The organism is Cupriavidus necator, from assembly GCF_016127575.1.
Taxonomy (GTDB): Bacteria; Pseudomonadota; Gammaproteobacteria; order Burkholderiales; family Burkholderiaceae; genus Cupriavidus; species Cupriavidus necator_D.
The window spans coordinates 2702857-2724105 of the sequence record NZ_CP066019.1; the positions used below are offsets into that span (position 1 = coordinate 2702857).

Annotated in this window: 18 protein-coding genes; 6 read left to right on the top strand and 12 right to left on the bottom strand. The window is 62.7% G+C overall.

Going from position 1 to position 21249, the window contains the following annotated elements:
- Window positions 1-74 precede the first annotated feature (74 nt).
- Window positions 75-737 carry a FadR/GntR family transcriptional regulator gene (locus tag I6H87_RS31120; RefSeq protein WP_041688247.1) on the top strand — a complete coding sequence of 221 codons (663 nt, stop codon included), beginning with the start codon at window positions 75-77 and terminating at the stop codon, window positions 735-737.
- 58 nt (window positions 738-795) lie between these two features.
- Here I6H87_RS31120 and allE read toward each other — a convergent pair whose 3' ends face one another.
- The gene (allE, locus tag I6H87_RS31125; protein WP_011617890.1) at window positions 796-1569 is read right to left on the bottom strand and encodes a (S)-ureidoglycine aminohydrolase; all 774 of its coding nucleotides are present in this window, start codon (window positions 1567-1569) and stop codon (window positions 796-798) included.
- A gap of 53 nt (window positions 1570-1622) precedes the next feature.
- Window positions 1623-2750, bottom strand: coding sequence for a porin (locus I6H87_RS31130; RefSeq protein ID WP_011617891.1), 1128 nt, complete (start codon window positions 2748-2750; stop codon window positions 1623-1625).
- Between the two features lie 97 nt (window positions 2751-2847).
- Between I6H87_RS31130 and I6H87_RS31135 the strand changes: the two genes are divergently transcribed.
- A complete protein-coding gene (locus tag I6H87_RS31135; protein WP_011617892.1) occupies window positions 2848-3831 on the top strand; it encodes a formamidase in 984 nt (327 codons plus the stop codon).
- Window positions 3832-3884: 53 nt separating this feature from the next.
- Here the strand turns inward: I6H87_RS31135 and alc are convergent, their stop codons facing one another.
- The 7 genes from alc to I6H87_RS31170 form a co-directional block, all read right to left on the bottom strand.
- Window positions 3885-4910, bottom strand: coding sequence for an allantoicase (gene alc, locus I6H87_RS31140; protein WP_041688591.1), 1026 nt, complete (start codon window positions 4908-4910; stop codon window positions 3885-3887).
- Window positions 4911-5025: 115 nt separating this feature from the next.
- On the bottom strand, window positions 5026-5451 hold the full coding sequence (locus tag I6H87_RS31145) for a DUF3830 family protein (RefSeq protein ID WP_011617894.1): 426 nt from the start codon (window positions 5449-5451) through the stop codon (window positions 5026-5028).
- Window positions 5452-5514: 63 nt separating this feature from the next.
- A complete protein-coding gene (locus I6H87_RS31150; RefSeq protein WP_011617895.1) occupies window positions 5515-6717 on the bottom strand; it encodes an MFS transporter in 1203 nt (400 codons plus the stop codon).
- Complete coding sequence (locus I6H87_RS31155) at window positions 6714-8768, bottom strand: dipeptide ABC transporter ATP-binding protein (RefSeq protein ID WP_011617896.1); 2055 nt, start codon at window positions 8766-8768, stop codon at window positions 6714-6716. Before I6H87_RS31155 ends, I6H87_RS31150 begins: the two co-directional genes overlap by 4 nt.
- A 5-nt stretch (window positions 8769-8773) precedes the next feature.
- Entirely contained in the window at window positions 8774-9676 is a 903-nt protein-coding gene (locus I6H87_RS31160; RefSeq protein ID WP_011617897.1) for an ABC transporter permease, read from the bottom strand.
- Window position 9677: 1 nt separating this feature from the next.
- Window positions 9678-10565 (bottom strand): ABC transporter permease, encoded by an 888-nt coding sequence (locus I6H87_RS31165; RefSeq protein ID WP_197540021.1) that lies wholly within the window; start codon window positions 10563-10565, stop codon window positions 9678-9680.
- A 51-nt stretch (window positions 10566-10616) separates the two neighbouring features.
- Entirely contained in the window at window positions 10617-12176 is a 1560-nt protein-coding gene (locus I6H87_RS31170) for an ABC transporter substrate-binding protein (RefSeq protein ID WP_011617899.1), read from the bottom strand.
- A gap of 193 nt (window positions 12177-12369) precedes the next feature.
- Between I6H87_RS31170 and I6H87_RS31175 the strand changes: the two genes are divergently transcribed.
- Both I6H87_RS31175 and I6H87_RS31180 read left to right on the top strand, forming a co-directional pair.
- Window positions 12370-13059 carry an ArsR/SmtB family transcription factor gene (locus I6H87_RS31175; RefSeq protein ID WP_011617900.1) on the top strand — a complete coding sequence of 230 codons (690 nt, stop codon included), beginning with the start codon at window positions 12370-12372 and terminating at the stop codon, window positions 13057-13059.
- A 31-nt stretch (window positions 13060-13090) separates the two neighbouring features.
- A complete protein-coding gene (locus tag I6H87_RS31180) occupies window positions 13091-13597 on the top strand; it encodes a DUF6630 family protein (RefSeq protein WP_010810742.1) in 507 nt (168 codons plus the stop codon).
- Between the two features lie 29 nt (window positions 13598-13626).
- Here I6H87_RS31180 and I6H87_RS31185 read toward each other — a convergent pair whose 3' ends face one another.
- From I6H87_RS31185 to I6H87_RS31195, 3 genes are all read right to left on the bottom strand, one after another.
- Window positions 13627-14559, bottom strand: a complete 933-nt coding sequence (locus I6H87_RS31185; RefSeq protein ID WP_011617901.1) for a LysR family transcriptional regulator — start codon at window positions 14557-14559, stop codon at window positions 13627-13629.
- Between the two features lie 71 nt (window positions 14560-14630).
- The gene (locus tag I6H87_RS31190) at window positions 14631-15716 is read right to left on the bottom strand and encodes a Zn-dependent alcohol dehydrogenase (RefSeq protein WP_010810744.1); all 1086 of its coding nucleotides are present in this window, start codon (window positions 15714-15716) and stop codon (window positions 14631-14633) included.
- Between the two features lie 88 nt (window positions 15717-15804).
- A complete protein-coding gene (locus I6H87_RS31195; protein ID WP_010810745.1) occupies window positions 15805-17475 on the bottom strand; it encodes a phospholipase D family protein in 1671 nt (556 codons plus the stop codon).
- A 410-nt stretch (window positions 17476-17885) separates the two neighbouring features.
- Here I6H87_RS31195 and I6H87_RS31200 point away from each other — a divergent pair, with 410 nt between their 5' ends.
- Window positions 17886-19421, top strand: a complete 1536-nt coding sequence (locus I6H87_RS31200; RefSeq protein ID WP_010810746.1) for an amino acid permease — start codon at window positions 17886-17888, stop codon at window positions 19419-19421.
- An 80-nt stretch (window positions 19422-19501) separates the two neighbouring features.
- Window positions 19502-21178, top strand: a complete 1677-nt coding sequence (locus I6H87_RS31205; protein ID WP_037024735.1) for an amidohydrolase — start codon at window positions 19502-19504, stop codon at window positions 21176-21178.
- Window positions 21179-21249: the final 71 nt, after the last annotated feature.

Below are 21249 nucleotides of genomic sequence, written 5' to 3' on the forward strand. Positions count from 1 at the left end.
CTGCTCCCGCGCCACCAGGGCGTCGGCCACCTATCGCATTGCGCACGCCTGTCACGCAGCACGCCTTGGAGCGCATGCAGACATCCATCTACAGCGGCGAATGGGCGGCGGACAGCCAGATCCCCTCACAGCGTGAGTTGGCTGAGCTGCTCGGCGTAAGCCGCTCTTCCTTGCGCGAGGCAATTTCCTCGCTGGAGGGAATGGGGCTGGTGCGGGTAGAGCCCGGCAGAGGCGTGTTTGTAGCATCGCTCGAGCAGCAGGCTGCCGTCGGCAGAAACTCTGAAGTTCATCAGATCGACCATACACCGAGTGAACTTTATGAGGCACGCCTGTTGATGGAAGGTTGGGCCGCCGCCCTCGCATCCATCCATATCACCGATGACGACATCGCCGCCCTACGAAAACTGCTGGGGGAGATGGAAATCACGGTAAAGGACCACGATGTCACACGGCTGAACCAGCTGGATTTCGAGTTTCACTCGCTGATAGCTTCTTGCTGCGGCAATCGCCTGATTCGTGCACTACTTGCTCCGATTTTCTCGGAGGAAGAAATGAGCGCCCCGCGCCTTTCCGACACGGCATTCCTGAGCAGCCGCGTCAAAGAGCACAAGGAAATCGTGGAAGCCTTGGCAACGCGCAACCCTGGCCTCGCTCAAATGGCCATGCGTAACCATGTCCTGCGCAGCGCAAAGCGTGTCCAGGTAGAGCTGCCTGAGCACGTACATCAGCTGCCTTGATGCACCACAACTGCATGCCGTTGGCGGGACCGTCGCCTGCCAACGGCCGCAGCATGCGTCAGAAGGTGAAATCGCGATTCACGTTCTTGTAGAGCAGGTATGTCGCCTTGGACCAACCGGTGGCATAGAAGAACTGCGGACAGAACGGTGCCATGTAGATGAAGTCCTCCGCCCAGCACTCGTGCCAGTCATTTTGCAGTAGGTACATCCCCTGCCCTTCCAGCATATAGAGCCCATGTTCCATGACATGCGTTTCCACCATGGGAAAGTAATTGCCAGGCTCGAAGCTCAGGATGTTGATGGCAAAGTCGAACGCCGGATTTTCATCGGGCAACAGATGCTGCCAGGTTCGGCCCTTGGTGTGCTTGTTCACCTTCTCGACATTTTGCTCGTGTGAAACCAGGGCTGCCGGGGCTTCCACGCCTTCGAGGCGTTCATAAGGTTTCTTGATCCATACGACGCGCGCTTCGTCGGCGCCCGGGTTGTACACACGTACGCCAGTTCCCGCGGGCGCGTATGCGAAGCCCCCTGCCTTGAGCTCGTGTGTCTTGCCCTCCAGTTCGAGCGACACATTGCCTGAAACAACGTAAAAGAAGGCCTGCATACCGTCGTTTCGCAGGGTCGTCATTCCGCCGCCACCCTGGATCTGCAGCAGCAGCTGGGCAAACTTCGCGCCCAGACCTGGCGTAGCTTGAACGCTGATGGTGGTCTTCTCAATCCCCGGAATACGGCTTTCCAGAATGCCCTCAGGAGGCATCACCGCATAGTGAGTCGTTACGGCCGCACGATGATGAGCGAACACACCGGGGGGCTGAATTTGCCGCTTCGTCATTTTTTTGAACTCCTTGGGTAGGTGAGGGAAGCACCATGGCATGGTGCTTGAGGTTAGAAGCGATGGCGCAATCCGACAGAAGCGCCGAATGGGTCGGCGCCAGCGGCCGCTCCGGTGCGGCCGTTGGAAAAGTCATACTTGGCCGCCGCCTGATTGAGAATCTTCGATATCGTTGTGCGAATCATTGTTCGCTTACTCAGGTTGTAGTTGTAGCCGAGCGTCCACAACTGTGCGCCGGTCTGGCTGCTCGAACCACAGTTGACTCCGTTGCCTCCCGTGTCCCCTTGGCAACGAACATCATTCGCACGCCCGTACATGGCGTAGATTTCGTGGGCTCCCCAGTCATATTCGGTAACAAAAGCCCACGCATCCCGGCGCAAGCGGCCGTCACCATTGGAGAACTGGCCATCGCTGACCGAACGGTCATACAGACCGCCGATGAGCCACCGCTCTGTCACCTGGTACTTCACGCCGACGCGATGTTTTTGGTCGTGGCCATTGGTCTGTGCCAGGCCGGCCTTGTTCTTGTCGTGTCTGTCCTCGTACGCATAAGCGACGTAGAAGGGACCTCTTGCATAGGCAAGCCCGGCACCAATGACGTGGTCGTTGCGGCCGGTCCCGTCGGCGCGGACCTCTCCAAATCCATACTGCGCGCCTACCTCGATCCCATAGAAGGACGCCGAACGGTAGCGCACCGAGTTTTGCAACCGTGAATCGTGGTCGGTCGAAATGCCGTTCATGCTCGAAACCAACGACTGCAACGCCCCGATGCCCGTATTTGCGCCTGGCGTAAGATCAAGGGCGTTGCCCAGTGCGCGCACGCTGGTAGTGTTCACACCCAGCGTGAGAGCCCCCACCGGCCGATGGCGCAGTCCTACGAACGTATCTCGATTAAAGAAGGGCGTGCTGGACGCACCAGAATCAATCGAAAAGTTGCCTTCCAGCTGGAAGAAGGCGTCCAGACCGCCGCCTAAATCTTCTGAACCCCGGATACCCCAGTACGACCCTTGCGAACTCAGTCGGGTAGTTCCCGGCTTGTCAGCCGCCGGGCCCGCAGTCGCGCCCTTGGCGCTTACATAGTCAATCGCAGCGTCAGCCACGCCATAGAGCGTCACGCTACCCTGCGCTGCGGCGCCGGCCGTGAGTGCCGATAGGACTCCGCCCACCAGTATACGTTTCACATCTCTCTCCCCGTTGTTATTATCATACTGGTCATACCAGTATGATACGATACTCACACGTGTTGGCAGAGTCAAGCACACTTTCGAGGAGAGGCTGATGAACGGCTTGGGTGGGTTAAATCAGACTGAAAACGGGGTCATCGTGGGGCTGCTGCAGCTTCGGAAAGCGGATATCGCAACGGCGGAGGACCTGCGCCTCTCTGCCGAGAGGCTCGCCTCGTTTGTGCACCAGGTAAAGGCGGGGCGCCCAAATGTCGACATCATTGTCTTTCCCGAGTATTCGCTCAATGGCGCCTCGAAGGCGTTGAGCGCTGATCTCCAGTGCACTGTGGATGGACCCCATGTTGGCGTGCTTCGTGACGCGTGTCGCCTGGCAAACGTATGGGCATGCTTCTCCTTCATGGAACTCAACCCGGGCGGCAACCCGTACAACTCAGCGATTCTGGTCAACAATGAAGGCCAAGTCTGCTTGCACTACCGCAAACTTCACCCGTGGGTTCCTGCAGAGCCGTGGGCGCCGGGGAACCTTGGCATACCGGTGTGTGAAGGACCCAAGGGTTCCAAGATTGCCGTCGTCATCTGCCATGACGGGATGTTTCCCGAGGTCGCTCGGGAGTGCGCCTACAAGGGCGCCGAGTTGATGATTCGCATCGCCGGCTACTCTTCGTCACTGCGTCATCAATGGCACCTGACCGCACAGGCCGATGCCTTTTGCAACCTGATGTACACAGCAAGCGTTTGCGGATGCTCAGCCTCTGGCCCATTTGGTGGAATGGGCGAGGCCATCGTCGTGGGTTTCGATGGAGTACCAATCCGCCACGGCAGCAACAAGGAAAATGAATTGATTACTGCCGAAATCCGACCGGACCTGGTACGCGAGGCACGCCGAACCTGGGGTGCTGAAAACAATATCTACCAGCTGGGCCACAGAGGCTTCGTGGCCGTCAGCGGCGGCGCGAACGACTGCCCGTATACGTACATGCAAGACCTGGTCGCTGGGCGGTACAGTCTGCCGTGGGAAGATGAAGTCCTCGTAAAGGATGGCACGATGGCCGGACACCCTCCCCCACGGCGAACGTGACGACCGGTGCCCACTTCGCCAGGTTGGCGAAGCGGGTTTCCAAATGGCTACGGTCAGCGCGCAATCAGTCCAGGCGCTCCCAGGAGCCGGAGTCTTGTCACTCCGCCGTCGGGGTAGATATTCAGTCTGACATGGGTGACGAGCGTATCCCGAAGCGCCGCGCTCAGCTCGACAGCATTCTGGCATCCGCCCTTCAGGTTACTGCGCCCTACCAGTTCCGGCCAGTACATCGCCTGGTTCAGAACCACCTCGTCGGTGGCACTTTCGAGGCATGCGCCTTGCAGCGAAAAGGCGGCAGGAAAGTTGCCCGTGTAGTAGGTCGTATCGACCAGGACGCGCTCCAGCGTCCCCGGTGCCGCCAAGGCAATCACGGCCCAGTCATGCCCCGGCTTCCTCAGACGCCTGGTTTCCCAGCCCTTGCCCCATTCCACTGAGGGACCTGGCGCAATCATGGCCCGTACCGCGCCGAAGTGCGTATCACTGCAACCTACAATGCGGGCACCGTTTTCCAGTGCCGCCAGATCGCACTGGCCAGCCGGACCGAGCGCCTCCGGCAGTTGGACCAGCCCAAAGACACGAAAGCGAGCCATCCCGCCGTCCGGAAAAATGTTCAGCCGGACATGTGTGAAGACCCCTCTTGCGTCGACTGAAACCAGTCGTTGGCTGTCCCCGGCAAGCTCGGTCGCGGGCACGAGCGCGGTCCATTCGACATCGGCGATATCGTCATCCGCCGAAATGGCGCAGGCTTGCACTGACGCGGCCAAAGGATAGTTGCCGGTGTAGAAGCTGGTGTCGAATCCTATCGCGGTGATCTGGCCTGGCCGGCCAAGCTTGATAACACACCATTCGTTGCCAGCCTTGCGTCGACGAGACGTCTCCCATCCATCTACCCAGCGCATCCCTTCGTCATCGTGATAGTAGTAGTTCGCCGCTTTCGGGTTGAGCATGCGCGATGCCGGCGCATACCACTCGTCGGACGCCGCTACGACTGTCGCGCCCAGACGCTCATCCGCCAGATCCACGTACGCCCGTTCACTGCGAAGGAACGCTTCCGAAGGTTCCGAACGCTGCCGAATCATGGTCCTGTCATTACTTCCGCCTGCCATCATCTGCCTCCCTAAATTGTCCGCAATGCAGACTGATTGAATCCGCCGCACCCCAGCCAGAGCTGACATGCGGCGATACCTGACGGCGTTAGCTCCAAGGCCTGGAACAGCGCCGATATGAAATGGAAAGGCCTCCCCGCTCATGAATGAGTGCGCCGAGATCGGCGAGCCGCTCTTGCCCTGTCGTCACCGTAAGCACGTGGTGGCCAGACAGTTCGCCGCTGGGGCAGGCAAAGCGCGTAGGCCCGTAAGGAATCAAGAGTTCTCCGCCTACATCGTCATTCCCTCCATAGAGCAGAATCTGGCCCACGGCTGGCCGCGATATGCCTCCATTGCCGATATGCTTTGCGGTTCCTCCCAGGCGAGCGAAAACCGCATGGCCGCTCCAGCGCCCTTGCAGGAACTCCCATTGAGCCGGCAACCTCTCCATCAACCAGTCACATGCTGCCGGCGAGAGGTCTTGCTCAAGTCTTGCCAGAAAGGAATAGGGACCCGCCTTCATCTCGATATCCATAATTTCTCCGATTCGCATATAGGCAATGCAGGGGCCTGGCCAAGCCAAGGCCATTGAACAACATCAACCGCGGAAACGCATGGCGGTTCCGATGGCACACGCGAACACGATGGATAGGCACGCAGCGATGGCTATCATGGCGTTCGCCAGGCCCATCAGCCCTGCCACATATCCAACGAGCAAGCCACCCACGGCAGCGCCGGCGCGAAACGTCATGACGTGGAGCGCGACTACCCTACCCTTATGCGTCTCAACGGCTTGCATTTGAGCGAATGCACTTGAGCAGATGTTCACAGCGGCCTGACCGAGCGCAAAAATCCCGATGGCGAAATAACCGCCTAGTTCCGAGGACGATAGCGAAAGCATTGCGGTGCCTGAGGCGAGAAAGACAAGCGAAATCACCTGGACCTTCAGCAGCGTCCGAATGTGACTGACAAGCGAAAGCAAGAGGCCAGCCGCAATAGCAAGGACTCCAAACAATGCATTGATATTGCCGAGCACCCTTGCATCCTGTCGCAGGATGCTGTCGACGATTGCCGGCAGCATGTCGATAACGGGGCGACCCAGCATCGCATACGCAAGGTAGACCAGGAAGACCAGGCGCATGGATCGGTCGTCAAGGACTGCGGTGAATGCACCCTTCAGCGTTACGAGGAAGGATTCCCGCCTGGGCGGCCGTACTGGCTTGGTCTCACCGTCATTTCCGGAGAGAACTCGCACAAACATGGCATCTGCCAGTGCGGTGACGCCACTCAACGCGAACGCAAAAAACGAGAGATTGTTCGTTATCAAGTACGCCGCCCCAAGCGGGCCGACAGAACGTGCGATATTCATCGAGACAGAGTTCACCGACACAGCACTGGCGATTTCGGTCTTCTCGACCAGCTTGGTGAGCAATACCTGGCGGGCCGGCTGCGAAAAGCTTCCGCATATCCCGACGAGTAGCGCACACGCAAGCAACGCGAAAATCGTCAGGTTTCCGGTGACGGCAAGCGCCGCCAGGACTAAGGACGTCAGACCACAGGTCGCATCAGCGATGCGGACGACTTGCCTGACCTTGCCTCGGTCGACCAGTATCCCCGCGAGCGGGGATACGACGAAGGATGGTGCAAACTGGACGAAGATCAGAATGCCGAGCAGCAGTTCAGAATGAGTTTGCTCCCATGCGTACCATCCCACGACCACCTGCTGAACCCATGTCCCAATCTGGGCCGAGGTATGAATCAGGTAATAGGCAGCAACCCGCGGCTGGCGAAGAACTCTCATGCTCGCAAAGTCATGGACTCCACACCCATGTCATTGCGAGAATAAGTATCCTGCATCAAAGATGAATCGGCCTCGACCAGCGAGTTCGCGTAATGGCACCGGACAGCACGCCCGTCCCCATACTCGCTCAACGCCGGCCGTTCATTGCACACGTCCGACCGATACGGGCACCGCGGGGAGAAGCAGCAGCCTTCCGGCCTTTGCATTGGGTTCGCAACGCCCGCCAGGATTCGATTCGCTTCATCCTGTTCCCGCCGCACCAAGGTCGGCGTACTTGCGAGCAGCGCTTTGGTATAGGGATGGGCCGGATTTCCCAGAACCTGCTCGGCAGGTCCATATTCGACGACTTCACCCAGATACATCACGGCAATCTCATCTGCCATATGACCCACCACAGCGAGGTCATGGCTGATAAACACCAGCGTCAGCTGAAACTCCTTCCGAAGTTGCAGCAGAAGGTTCAGGATCTGAGCTTGAACCGAGACATCCAGCGCCGACGTCGGCTCGTCGCAGACAATCAATGCCGGGTTGGTTGCAAGGGCACGTGCAATTGCAACGCGTTGGCGCTGCCCACCGGAGAGCTGCCCGGGTGAAGCGTGGTGAAGCCGGGTTGGCAGACCGACCTTCCCGAGCAAGCTGGTCACGTGCGCGTCACGTTGTGCCGCGGGCATGGCCGCAGACAGGTCAAGCGGCCGCCGTACAATCTCGCTCACACTGCGACTCGGATTGAGCGATGAGTAGGGATCCTGAAATACGGTCTGCACAAGGGCTGCCCGCTGCGCGGGCTCATACGCTCCAATGGGACGTTCATCGAGCAGCACTTCTCCTGAAACTGGCTGCTCCAACCCGAGAAGCATCCGAGCAAGCGTGGACTTCCCGCATCCCGACTCACCCACGATGGCCAGTGTCCGGCCCTTCTGAAGACGCAAGGACACGTCAACCACAGCCTTGAGCGAGAGCCGTGGCTTGAACAGGCCGCCGCGGACCTGGTACGTCATGGAGATGTCCTTTGCTTCCAGCAGTACATCTCCCGCCGGCCTCCGCAACATAGCCATAGGTGTCTCGACTTCCTCCGGCTGCGGGGCGCTGGCAAGGTGACATGCACCAGAGTGCTTCTTGTCGTAGGCACGAAGCTTCGGCGCTTCGAGACCGCATCTGGCGAATGCGTACTTGCACCGACGCTCGAAGACGCAGCTGGCTGGCTGGGAATAGAAAGACTGGACGGTGCCCGGTAGTGTAGGAAGCAGAGTGCCGGCCTCATGCTTCCCAAGGTCCGGGATCGACCGTAGCAGGCCCTGCGTATAGGGATGCCGCGATGCGGCGAAGAGTGTGCTCGTCGGTGCGGCTTCTACGATTTCTCCGGCGTACATGACGGCAACGTTGTCGGCGACTGATGCTACGGCCCCCAAATTGTGGGAGATCAGCAGCAATCCCATGCCGAGCTCTCGACGCAGGTCATCCAACAAGTCCAGGATCTGCTTTTGGACCGTGACATCCAGGGCCGTAGTGGGCTCGTCGGCGATGAGCAGCTGCGGGCGATTCATGAGCGCCATGGCAATCATGATGCGCTGGCGTTGCCCACCGGAGAACTCATGCGGGAACGATGTCATACGCTTGGCCGGCGAGGCAATACCCACCCGCTCCAGCAGCTCAATCGCGCGTCTGCGGGCATGGTCGCCGGCCACCGCCTGGTGGCGCCGCATTGTCTCCGTCAACTGCCTGCCGATGCTGTAGACGGGGTTCAAGGCCGTCATTGGCTCCTGGAAGATGTATCCAACCTGAGTCCCTCGCACGGTGCTCGCCAGGTCGCGCTCAGACATGCTGGTCAGGTCCAGGCCATTTACGCGCAGCGTGTCAGCCGAGCACTGTGCGCGCCGTGGCAGCAATCGTGGAATCGAAAGCGCAGTTAGCGACTTGCCGGAACCTGACTCACCGACTACTCCGAGGCACTCTCCCTTGTCGATTTTGAGGCTGACGTTACGGACAGCATGCAATGTGCGCCTGTTCTCCAGCGGCAGCTTGATGCTGAGATTCTCTACTTCAAGAAGCATGGCGTTCAATCCCGAGTCTGTGGCTGGATGACATCGCGCAACCCATCGCCGAGCAGGTTCACGCCTATCACGAGAAGAAAGAGAGATGCGCCGGGCAGCAAGACAATCCATGGATTGAGGAACATCACCGCCTTGCCTTCCGAGATCATCAACCCCCAGGACGGGATGGGCGAAGGCACTCCGACGCCAAGGAACGACAGCGACGCTTCTGCCAGGATAGAAACCGCCACTTCCGCAGTGAATACGACCAATAGCGACCCAGCCAGGTTGGGCAGGATGTCCCAGACGATGATTTGGCGAGCACTGGCGCCAGCCAATTTCGATGCCTTGACATAGTCCAGTTCTCGAATCCGCTGCGTTGCGCTGCGCGTCACGACCAGATAGAGCGTCCAGTGCATCAGCCCGATAACGCAGACGACGGTCGTGAGCGACGGCTGAATGAAATAGATCAGAGTCATCGCCAGGAGCAAGCTCGGAAGCGCAAGCTTGCACGTAAGGCCGAACATGACAGCGTGGTCAACCAGGCGCCCGAAGTATCCGGCGATCGAACCCAACGTTATTCCGATGACGGCGCCGATAGACGCGGCGCAGAAGCCAATGGTGAGCGATACTCGCGCGCCCTCGAGCAGGCGCGCAAGAACGTCTCTACCCAGCTGGTCCGTGCCGAGCGGATGCTGGAGTGCGCCCCTGGCATCCCAAGCCGGCGGGCGCAGTCGCATCATCAGATCCTGCGCGTATGGGTCTGTCGTCCAAATCAGCGGCCCGAAAAGCGCAACCATGATGTAGGCAAGTACCACCCCACCACCAATGCGCACGCTTCGGTTGCGAAGGATTCGTTTTGGCAGACTGTCGCGCCTTTCAGCATTCGATGAGGCGCTTACTTCCGTAGTCAGAGCAATATCGGTCATCTCATGCAAGCCTAATTCGTGGGTCAAGCCAGGCGTTGAGGACGTCTGACACAAAAGTCATCAGCACAAACATCACCGCGAAGACAAGCACCAGCATCTGTAAGGTAGGGATGTCACCGGTAAGCACTGAATTCAGTGCCAACCGGCCCAATCCATTCATGGCAAAGACGACCTCGGTAACGACCGATCCTCCCAGCTTGTTCCCCAGTTCGATGGCGAGCACGCTCACCACCGGAAGAATCGCGTTACGCAAGGCGTGGCGACGCAGAAGGCTCCAGCCGAAGAACCCTTTTGCCCGGGCGGTCCGGATAAAGTCCGCCGAAAGTACTTCCATCAGCCCCGACCTGGTCAGCCGCATGACATTCGGGACCGCACCTTTGCCGAGAATCACCGCCGGCATAATGTAGCTCTGCCACGAGTCGTCTCCGGACACCGGAAGCAAGCCGAGGTGAACGGCGAAAAACAGGATGAACAACAGTCCTACCCAGAAATTCGGGGCGGCCTGTATGGCGGCTGCGACTGAGAGCGCGGTGCGGTCTATCCAGCTGCCTGGCCGCAGTGCGGCAGCGACACCAAGTGGCAGGCCGATCAGGATGGTGACCAGCATCCCGCTCAGCGCCAGTCGGATGGTGACCGGTGCATGCTCGAGGATAATTTCCATGACTGGCTGCTTCATGACATAGCTGACGCCCAGGTCACCTTTTAACAGCCCGCCCACCCATGTCACGTACCGCTCTGAAGCGGGCCTGTCCAACCCGAGGTCTGCGCGGACTTGCGCGATTACGGCCGGGTCATCGGTATCGCCAACGATAGCCGCGGCCGGGTCGACGGCAAAGTTGAGCAGCGCAAAGGTGACAATCGACGCCGTCAAGGCGACGGCGATTGCCAACAGGATCTTCTGCGTAACGAATCTAAGCACGATGTCGTTTCCCTAGTTCGTTCACTTCTTTGCCTTCCACGTGGCTAGATACAGCCGTGGCATGCCGTCAGCAGCCTGCGGAAAATTCAGATCCGGCGCCAGGACGAAGTTCTGGGTGAATTCAAACAGAGGTACCCAGTAGGCTTGGTCAAGAATGCGACTCACCGCCTCCCGCCCGAGCTCCTTACGTGCTGGGATGTCGGTTGTGGACAGGAACTGTTCGAGACTCAAATACAGTCGCTGGTCGTGATGGAAGTCACTGGGCGAGCCCTTGCCGAACAGATTGGGCAAGAGCGCGCCAGCATCCGCGACGCCCAGGGAGCCGTTGTTCTCGAAATATGCTGAGATCTGGTTTTCATCGCGCGCCTTGAGCACAGCGGGCGATTTGGCGACGCGCAGATTGGCGTTGATTCCGGCCTTTCGCCACATCGCGACGACAGCTTCCAGCGTTTCCTTTTCACGCGATGCCCACAGATCAAACTGAAGTCCGTTCGGATAACCCGCCTCAGTAAGAAGTTGCTTCGCCTTTGCGATGTTGTAGTTGTACTTGGTGACGTCCTGGGCGCAGCCGAACTGTATCGGCAAGCAGGGGGTATAGGCAGGAGCCGAACGTCCGCGAATGAGCTGCCTTGTCAGAGCCTCCCGGTCCACCGCGTAGTTGAGGGCCTGACGTACCTTCAGCTTGGTAAAAGGATTGTCCTTGCCGGTGCGCCCGGCCGCGTCCAGCACGATGAAGCCGATGCGCATGGACGGCGACGCCACAAAGACTGCTTGCTTGGTACTTCCAACCTCATCGGCAATGTCCGTTGGAATGTTGTATGTCCAATGAACGCCGCCGGAAAGAACCTCCGCTACCTGAGTTGCGTAGTCTGGAATCACCTTGATGCGAATGCGCGGGATTTCTGGCGTGCCTTTCGGGGATTCCTTGCGATAGCCGGCAAACTTTTCCAGCACGACTTCTCGTCCGGGCAGGAACGAGGTGACTTTATAGGGGCCAGTCCCCACCATTTTTCGCGACTGCGCCTCGACATCCAGGCCGCTGGGCGTCCCCGCTTTGTCGTACGTTCCGCTCTTGACAACCCGACCTGTCGTTGCCAGAAAATGCAGCGCCAGAGGATTCGCGCCCTTCATTCTGAACACCACGGTACCAGGCGCTTCCCCCTTCTCTACTTTCGCCAGCCATCGCTTGAACTGATCCCCCTTCTTGGCAGTGCTTTTGGGATTGATGATGGACTGGAATGTATAGATGACGTCGTCGGCTGTCACTTTGCTGCCGTCATGGAACTGGATGTCCTCACGCAGGGTGACTTCAAGAACGGTCGGTTCGAGATATCGGTAGCTCTTTGCCAGCAAGGGCGTCGGCTGCTGCGTCGCCGGGTCGATGTAGAAGAGAGAATCGTCAATCAGGAGACTGAGGATTTCGTTCTCGCGAGAGGTGGAGTTGAAATTGTCCAATACCAATATTTCTCTCGCGACCGCTGCGACAAGCGTGCCGTCTGCGGGCTTGGCGTCCGCGGCAATCGGTGAGAAACATCCCCATAGGATGGAGAGGCCTGCCAAGCTGCTGCGAACTCGTTTCATGCTCTGTAATCCCCCTGAACATACGATTTTTTGCCGTTCTGGTCATACTGGTATGACCAGTGTCGAGACACTATAGTCGGGGGGTTGAGCTACTGTCAAAAGAGGGTTTTCCCGCAGTGGCAGCGCCCGATTGCCAACTCGCTGGCGTGTGCCGCCTATACTCCGCATGCCACCTTTCATCCGGAGCCAAACCATGGATTACACCCCGGGCATCAGCCACCTCGCCGCCCTGCTCGCCGATCCCGGCCGCGCGGCCATGCTGTGGGCGCTGATGGACGGCAGCGCCCGGCCCGCCGGCGAGCTGGCGCTGATCGCCGGGCTGTCGGCCTCCTCCACCAGCGGCCACCTGGCCCGCTTGACCGAAGGCGGGCTGCTGGTGGCCGAGACGCGCGGGCGCAACCGCTACTACCGCCTGGCCGCGCCGGAGATCGGCGTGGCGATCGAGGCGCTGGCGTCGGCGTCGCTGGCCAGCCAGCCGCCGCGGCTGCGCGACGTGCCGGCATCGCGCACCGCGCCACCGGCGCTGCGCCAGGCGCGCACCTGCTATGACCACCTGGCGGGCGAGCTGGCCGTGGGCCTGTTCGAGCGGATGACGCATTCGGGCTGGCTGATGCTGGACGGACAGCGCGTAGACCTGAGCGGCGACGGCGCGCAGGCGCTGGCGGGGCTGGGTGTCGACGTGGAGGCGGCGCGGCGCAAGCGGCGCCAGTTTGCCTGCACCTGCCCGGACTGGAGCGAGCGCAAGCCGCACCTGGGCGGCGCGCTTGGCGCGGCGCTGTTGGGCAGCCTGCTGTCGCGCGGCTGGGTCGAGCCTACGCGCACCTCGCGCGCGTTGCGCGTGACACCGGCGGGCCAACGCGAGATCATTCGCATCGCGGCCTAGGAGACCGCAGCAAGCAACAGGAGAAAACAAGATGGCCACACCCCTGGACGACGACACGCAGGACGCGATTGCGCGTTTCTTCGCCCTGATCAACCTTGGCGACAGCGCGCAGACCTCGGCGCAGCTGTCGATGTTTGAAGATGCCCTGCTCGATGCCGAGGACGATGACACCGATGGCCAGGAACTGCTGTGGGTGATCCGTGAGGTCATCGACTGGCAGTCCGGGTTCTTTGTCGACTGGAAGGATGCCCAGTCCTTTATCGGCTGCCTGAACCAGTTGTGCGAACGGATCGACCTGGAGATCGACTGGGGCAGCGACGACCCCGAGGAAGAAGCCTTCCTGGAGACCACCAGCGTGCCGGAACTGATGGAGCTGGCGCACAACCAATTGCGCGTGGCCGGCTATACGCTGTGGAACTGGGATACCGGCGGCGACGCCTACGGCGGCTGGATCACGCGCAGCGAGGACGACGAGGAGATGCTGGATCTTGCCGAAGTGCTGCACTTTGACGTGCGGCCGGCCGAGCAGCCTTATTGACCGATGCCCGCAAGCGGAGGCCGCGGCAGCTAAGCGTTCTCCCTCCGCTTGCCGTACGGGCGCCGCGCCTCCGGCACCCCCAGCGTCTGCTCCAGCATGTCCAGCAGCACCCGCACGCTGGCCGGCATCAGCTTGCGCGCCGGCATCAGCACGTAGACCTTCAGCGGCGATGAGGCATAGCCCGGCAGCACCCGCACCAGTTGCCCCTGACCGACCGCATCCTGCACGAAGCGCGGCGACAGCCGCGTCACGCCCAGCCCGTCGAGCGCCGCCTTGAGCCGCAGCTCGGCGTTATGGGTGCAGATGCGCGGCTCGACATCCTGGCGTGCAATCTCCACGCCGTCGCGCAGGAACTCCCAGTGGCGGTCGTCGGCATTGCCCAGCGTGGGCCACCCCTGCAGGTCCTGCGGCGTGCGCGGCAGCCCGCGCGTCTTGATCAGTGCCGGCGCGGCATAGAAGGCGCGCTCAACCAGCACCACGCGCTTGCTGGCGAACGAGGTGTCGTGCAGCGCGGTGTCGGTCATCACGAACGCGAGGTCGTAGCCGTGGCGGATCAGGTCGGGCTGGTCCCAGCTGACATCGACCTGCACGCGCAGGCCGGGGTGGGCGCGCAGCACGCGCGTCAGGCTTTCGGACAGATGCTGGGAGCCGACTTCATAGGGGGTGGAGATGCGCAGCAGGCCGCTGACTTCGGCGCTGTCCGAGGTGGCCTCGGCACTGATTTCATGGAGTTCGGCGAACAGCGGCGCCACGCGCTCATACAGGCGCTGGCCGCGTTCGGTCACGCGCACGCGGCGCGTGGTGCGCTCGAACAGGCGGATGCCTAGCTGGCCTTCCAGCCGTGCCACCGCGGCGCTGGCGGAAGATTTGGGTACCTCTGCCAGCTCGGCCCCCTGGGTGAAGCCGCCGCCTTCCACCACGCGGCAAAAAATCTCCCAGTCCTTCCATTCGATTGTCTTCATGCGGCGCCTCGTCATTGCGGTGCGCCGCGATTGTCCCACAGCGCGAACCATGGCGCTGTGGGCGGCGGCCCTTAATCGAACAGGATCACCGAGCGCGCCAGCTCGCCGCGGCGCAGTTGGTCGAAGGCATCGTTGATGCGCTCCAGCGGCAGGCGCTGCGCGATCAGTTCGTCCAGGTGCAGGCGGCCGGCCATATAGAAGTCCACCATGCGCGGCATGTCCACCGGGAAGCGGTTGGAGCCCATCAGCGAGCCCTGGATGCGCTTCTCGCCCAGGAAATCGCTGCCCTTCAGTTCAATCTTGACGCCCGGCGCGATCATGCCGATGACCGTGGCGGTGCCGCCCCGGCGCAGCATGGCAAAGGCCTGCTCGGTGGTCTGCTTCAGGCCGATGGCCTCGAAGGCATGGTGCACGCCGCCGCCGGTGAGGGTGCGCACGGCATCCAGCACATCGGCATTGCCGGCGTCGATCACGTCGGTCGCGCCGAACCTGCGCGCCAGCTCCAGCTTGGCCGGCACGCGGTCGATGGCGATGATGCGCCCGGCACCGGCGATGGCGGCGCTGTTGACCGTGGCCAGCCCGATGCCGCCGCAGCCGATCACGGCAACGGTCTCGCCCGGCTGCACCTTCGCGGTATGGATCACCGCGCCCATGCCGGTGGTGACCGCGCAGCCGATCAGCGCGGCGCGGTCCAGCGGCATGTCGCGCCGTATTGCCACCAGCGCGTGCTCATGGATCAGCATCTGCTCGGCGAACGCCGACAGGTTCAGGAACTGGTTCATGGGCCCGCCCTGGCGGGCCATCAGGCGCGGCTCTTCGCCTTCGCGGCGGCGGGTATCGGGCTCAATGCACAGCGACAGGCGGCCGGTCAGGCAGTGTTCGCAATGGCCGCAGTAGGCCGACAGGCAGGTGATCACGTGGTCACCGGGCTTGACCGTGCGCACTTCGGCGCCGACCTGCTCGACCACACCCGCGGCCTCGTGGCCCAGGATTGCCGGCATCGGGTACGGGTAGGCACCGTCCAGGAAATGCAGGTCCGAGTGGCACACGCCCACGGCGGCGGTGCGCACCAGCACCTCGCGCGGGCCGGGCTTGCCGATGGCAACGTCTTCGATAATCAGCGGGGTCTTGGGTTGATACAGGACAGCGGCCTTCATGAAGCTCCTTTGCGGCAGGCAACGAAGCGGAAAACCATACGCCCAAACCCGGGTTCAGGAAAGGCGCGGTGCAGCACCGCAGCCAGGCTTATAGCTCTTCCTTGATCGGGAGCACGCGCAGCACGCCGATGCCCAGATGCTGCAGCGGACCCATGCCGGGTTCGCTGTCATAGACCATGAGCTGCCCCTTCTCGCGCGTGGTCCAGGTCAGGCGCCGGTTGCCGCCGTCGCCATCGGTCTGCATGCCGACGCGATAGGCCATGTCGAGCAGCCCGTGCTCGGTGGACTTGATCATGCGCTCGGCCAGCGCCGGGCTGTCCAGCACGACGCCCATCTCGGTATTGAGCTTGGCCGAGCGCGGGTCCATGTTGAGCGAGCCGATGAATACCAGGTGCCGGTCGACGATGTAGTTCTTGGCATGCAGGCTGGCGCGGCTGGACGACAGCCATGAGCGCGAGCGCGAACCGCGCGCGGCCTTGCCGCTGCTTGCCAGTTCGGCGTAGGCGCTGGGCTTGAGCTCGTACAGCTCGACGCCCGCGGCCACCAGCGCCAGCCGGTGCGGGGCGTAGCCGGCATGCACCGGGCTGACATCGGTGGCGGCAAACGAGTTGGTCAGGATGCGCACGCGGATGCCGCGCTTTGCCAGGGCGATCAGCCAGGCCTCGCCATCGTCGTCCGGCACGAAGTACGGCGAGATCAGCAGCACTTCCTTCTGCGCGCCGTTGATCATTTTCTCGAGCCGGGCGGTGGCGTGCCCGGGGTCGTCGTCGGTCTGGTGCGTAATCTTGGCGGCCTTGTCGGAGACCACGACAGCCTTGCCGCTGTAGGCAGGCATGCGGCCGCTCTCGATGCCCTTGGCCAGGCCGGACTCCAGCAATTCCTTCACGTAGGGGCTGGCGACGGCCTGGTCGCCGCGTGCTTCCAGGCCCTTGCGCAGGCTGCGCATCTCAACCGGCGCTTCCTTGCCTGCGGGGATCAGCGCCACCACCGGGTATGAGGACTGGTCGTTCCAGTATTCGTCGAACACCGCCGATACCTGCGGCACCGCCGGTCCGGCAATCAGCACATCGAGGTCGCTGAAGTCCATGTCGGCGCGCGCGGAGAAGTAGGCATCGCCGACATTGCGCCCGCCCAGCAGGGTCATCTGGTTGTCCACCGTCATCGACTTGTTGTGCATGCGCCGGTCCAGCCGCTTGAAGCCGGCCAGCATTTCCAGCCAGCGCACGCTGCGGTTGGCAAACGGATTGAACAGTCGCACCTCGATATTGGGATGCGAATCGATGGCCGACAGGATCTTGTCCATGCCACCGGTATGCAGGTCGTCGAGCAGCATGCGCACGCGCACGCCGCGGTCGGCCGCGTCGATGATGTCGCCCAGCACGGCGGCGCCGGTGCCGGTGGTCTCGAAGATATAGGTCTGCAGGTCCAGGCTGCGTTGCGCCGCACGCGCCATCGCCAGCCGCGCAGCGAGCGCGTCGGGCCCGGACTGCAGCGGATAGAACAGCGACTCGCCTGGGTGCTGCGCCAGGCGCGGCGCCAGCACCTTGCCCAGCGGGGTGTCGGCGGTACTGACCGGGGCGCTCGAGGGGGTGCGCTGCGCCGAGGCTGGCAGGCTGGCGCACCCTGCCAGCAACCCGGCCGCCAGCGCCGACCCGAGCATCGCCGCCGTCAGCCGGCGCAGGCCCCGGCTGGCGCCCGCGTGCCTCGCGGCACGGCTTGGCCGGGTATCGAACGGAACATGACAGAGCGTCTGGAACATCCGTGAGGTCTCCCTGCGGCGGGATGGGATGGGGCTGGCCCCGCGCGCCGGCCGGCATGCAGCGCCTGCTACCTCGCACGATATACCGCGCGCCGCTGCCGTGGCAGCGGTGCCATTCCTGTTCCGCGTCGGGTGTTTGTCCTACATCGCATGCACAGGCAATGCGGTCACGCGGCCAATGCGGCACACCGGGCGGCGCGCGGCTCGCGCAGCGGCTTTCCCTGCACAACGATTTCTCTTATGATGCCGCCCAATATACCGGCCGGTAGAACCGGGAGGAGGCACTGGCGGCGGGCCGCCGCGACCCGTGCGGCTGGCGCTTCGGCGCAGCTTGCCGCCTCTCGGCGATGCCGGCATAGTTGCGCGCCTTCGCGACCTTTTGTCCTGGCGCGCGCCCAGACCGGATCCTGATGTCAAGCCAACCTTCCCAGCCCACCTCTTCCGGCGCCCCCGCGCCGACGCTGCGCCGCACCCTGCGGGCACGCCATCTCACCATGATCGCCATCGGCGGCTCGATCGGCACGGGGCTGTTCGTGGCCTCGGGTGCCACCATCGCACAGGCCGGCCCCGGCGGCGCGCTGGCCGCCTATATCCTGATCGGGGCGATGGTCTATTTCCTGATGACCAGCCTGGGCGAGCTGGCGGCCTATATGCCGGTGTCGGGCTCGTTCGCCACCTATGGCGCGCGCTATGTCGATGAAGGCTTCGGCTTCGCGCTCGGCTGGAACTATTGGTACAACTGGGCGGTGACCATCGCGGTGGAACTGGCCGCGGCCCAGCTGGTGATGCAGTACTGGTTCCCCGACACGCCGGGCGTGCTGTGGAGCGCGCTGTTCCTGGGCCTGATGTTCCTGCTCAACGCGATCTCGGTGCGCGGCTTCGGCGAGGCCGAGTACTGGTGCGCGCTGGTCAAGGTGGTGACGGTGATCGCCTTTATCGGCATCGGCACGCTGATGATCTTCGGCATCCTGCGCGGCGACGTGTCGGCCTCCCACGGACTGGCCAACCTGACCACCGGCGACGCGCCCTTCGTCGGCGGCCTGCCGGCGCTGATCGGCGTGGCCATGATCGCCGGCTTCTCGTTCCAGGGCACCGAGCTGATCGGCGTCGCCGCCGGCGAATCGGCCGATCCGGCCAAGAACATCCCGCGCGCGGTGCGCCAGGTGTTCTGGCGCATCCTGCTGTTCTATGTGCTGGCGATCCTGATCATCGGCATCCTGATCCCCTACACCGACCCGAACCTGCTCAAGAACGACGTGCAGACCGTGGGCGTCAGCCCGTTCACGCTGGTGTTCCGCCATGCGGGCCTGGCCTTTGCGGCAGGCGTGATGAACGCGGTGATCCTGACCGCGGTGCTGTCGGCCGGCAATTCTGGCATGTATGCCTCCACCCGCATGCTGTACAACCTGGCCACCGAAGGCCGCGCGCCGCGCATCTTTGCGCAGCTCACGCGCAACGGCGTGCCGCTGATGGCGCTGCTGGCCACTACCGCGGTGGGCGCGCTGTGCTTTCTCACCTCGTTGTTCGAAAGCAGGTCGGTCTACCTGTGGCTGCTGAACCTGTCCGGCATGACCGGATTTATCGCGTGGCTGGGCATTGCGGTCAGCCATTACCGCTTCCGCAAGGGCTTTGTCGCGCAAGGGCTGGACCTGGACCGGCTGCCTTACCGCTCGCCGTTCTTCCCCTACGGGCCGATCTTCGCCTTTGCGCTGTGCCTGATCGTGACGCTTGGGCAGAACTACCAGGCTTTCACCAGCGGCAAGATCGACTGGGTCAGCGTGGCCGCCACCTATATCGGCATCCCGATCTTCCTCCTGATCTGGCTGGGCTATCGCATTGCGCGCAAGACGCGCTTCGTGTCCTATGCCGAGATGCAATTCCCCGCCCTGCCGGCCAGACGCGATGCCGCCCCGGCGCGCGCCGCCGTGCCGGCAATCGGTGAATAAGCGCCATTCCCGCGCGCTTCACAACCAGCAGTACACAAGAGCAAGAAAGCACAAGCACAACAACAACAAGGAGCATCGCTTTGAAGAGAGCAATCCGCATGAGCATGCTGGCGCTTGGCGCCGGCATGGCACTGAGCCTGTCCGCGCACGCCGCGCCGACGCTGGTGGAATCGGTGCAGGGCTACACCCTGAAGCAGGACAAGATCACCAGCTTCACCGGCCTGGTGTTCGACCAGGGCAAGGTGCTGGCCACCGGCGACGCCGCCGCACTGCGCGCGCAGTACCCCGATGCCAAACGCATCGACGGCCAGGGCAAGACCCTGCTGCCGGGCCTGATCGACGCCCACGGCCACGTGTTCCGCCTGGGCTTCAAGACCACCGAGATCTCGCTGTCCGGCACCAGGACGCTGGCCGAGGCGCAAGGCATGATCCGCGCCTATGGCGACAAGAACCCGCAGCGCAAGTGGCTGCTGGGCTATGGCTGGAACCAGGTGAACTGGAAGCTGGGCCGCTTCCCGACCGCGGCCGAGCTGGACGCGGCGGTGTCGGACCGCCCGGTGCGGCTGGTGCGCGTGGACGGCCACGCCGCGTGGCTCAACACCAAGGCGCTGCAGGCCGCCGGCATCACGCGCGACACCAAGGACCCGGCCGGCGGACGCATCGAGCGCGATGCCAACGGCAACCCCACCGGCGTGCTGGTCGACAAGGCCATGGCGCTGGTCAACAGCGTGATCCCGCCGTACAGCGACGATGACCGCCGCGCCGCGCTGGCCGCCTCGCTGGCGCACATGAACGCGCTCGGCCTGACCGCAGCGGGCGACGCCGGCGTGACCGTTGCCGAGGACAAGATTTACCGCGAGTTCGCCGACCAGGGCAAGCTGACCACGCGCATCTACGGCATGATCCGCGACACCGGCGACGACTTCAAGGCGCTGTCGGCCAAGGGGCCGCTGGTGGGCTATGGCAACGACCGCTACTACCTGCGCGCGGTCAAGCTGTATGGCGACGGCGCACTGGGCAGCCGCGGCGCCGCGCTGATGGCACCGTACTCGGACGACCACGTGCACAGCGGCCTGCTCTTCATGAGCGATGCCGCCATGCAGACCGCGATCAAGACCGCGATCAAGGCCGGCTACCAGGTCAACATCCACGCCATCGGCGATGCCACCAACCACCAGGTGCTGGATGCCATGGAAACGGCCTACAAGGACGTGGGCGGGCGCCAGTTGCGTAACCGCGTCGAGCACGCGCAGGTGATCGCGCTGTCGGACATCCCGCGCTTCAAGACGCTGGACCTGATCGCCTCGATGCAGCCCACGCACGCCACCAGCGACATGAACATGGCCGAAGACCGTGTCGGCAAGGATCGCATCAAGGGCGCCTATGCCTGGCAGACGCTGCTCAAGCAAGGCACCGTGATCGCGGGCGGCTCGGACTTCCCGGTGGAATCGGCCAACCCGTTCTACGGCCTGCACGCCGCGGTCACCCGCACTGACCATGAAGGCCGCCCGATCCGCGGCTGGCATCCGGAAGAGGCCATGACCCTGCCGCAGGCATTCCGCGCCTTCACCCTGGACGCGGCCTATGCCGAGCACCAGGAGAAGACGCTGGGCTCGCTCGAAGCCGGCAAGTGGGCCGACTTCATCCTGGTCGACCAGGACCTGTTCAAGGCCAAGCCGGCAGACATCTGGAAGACCCAGGTGCTGGAGACCTGGGTGGCGGGTGAGCGGGTGTACGCGAAGGACGGCAAGCGTTAAGCCGCCATCCACGGCATGCCGCCATTCGCGGCGGCTTGCTGTCCTTGAAAAAAAGCGCGCGGCACTGATCG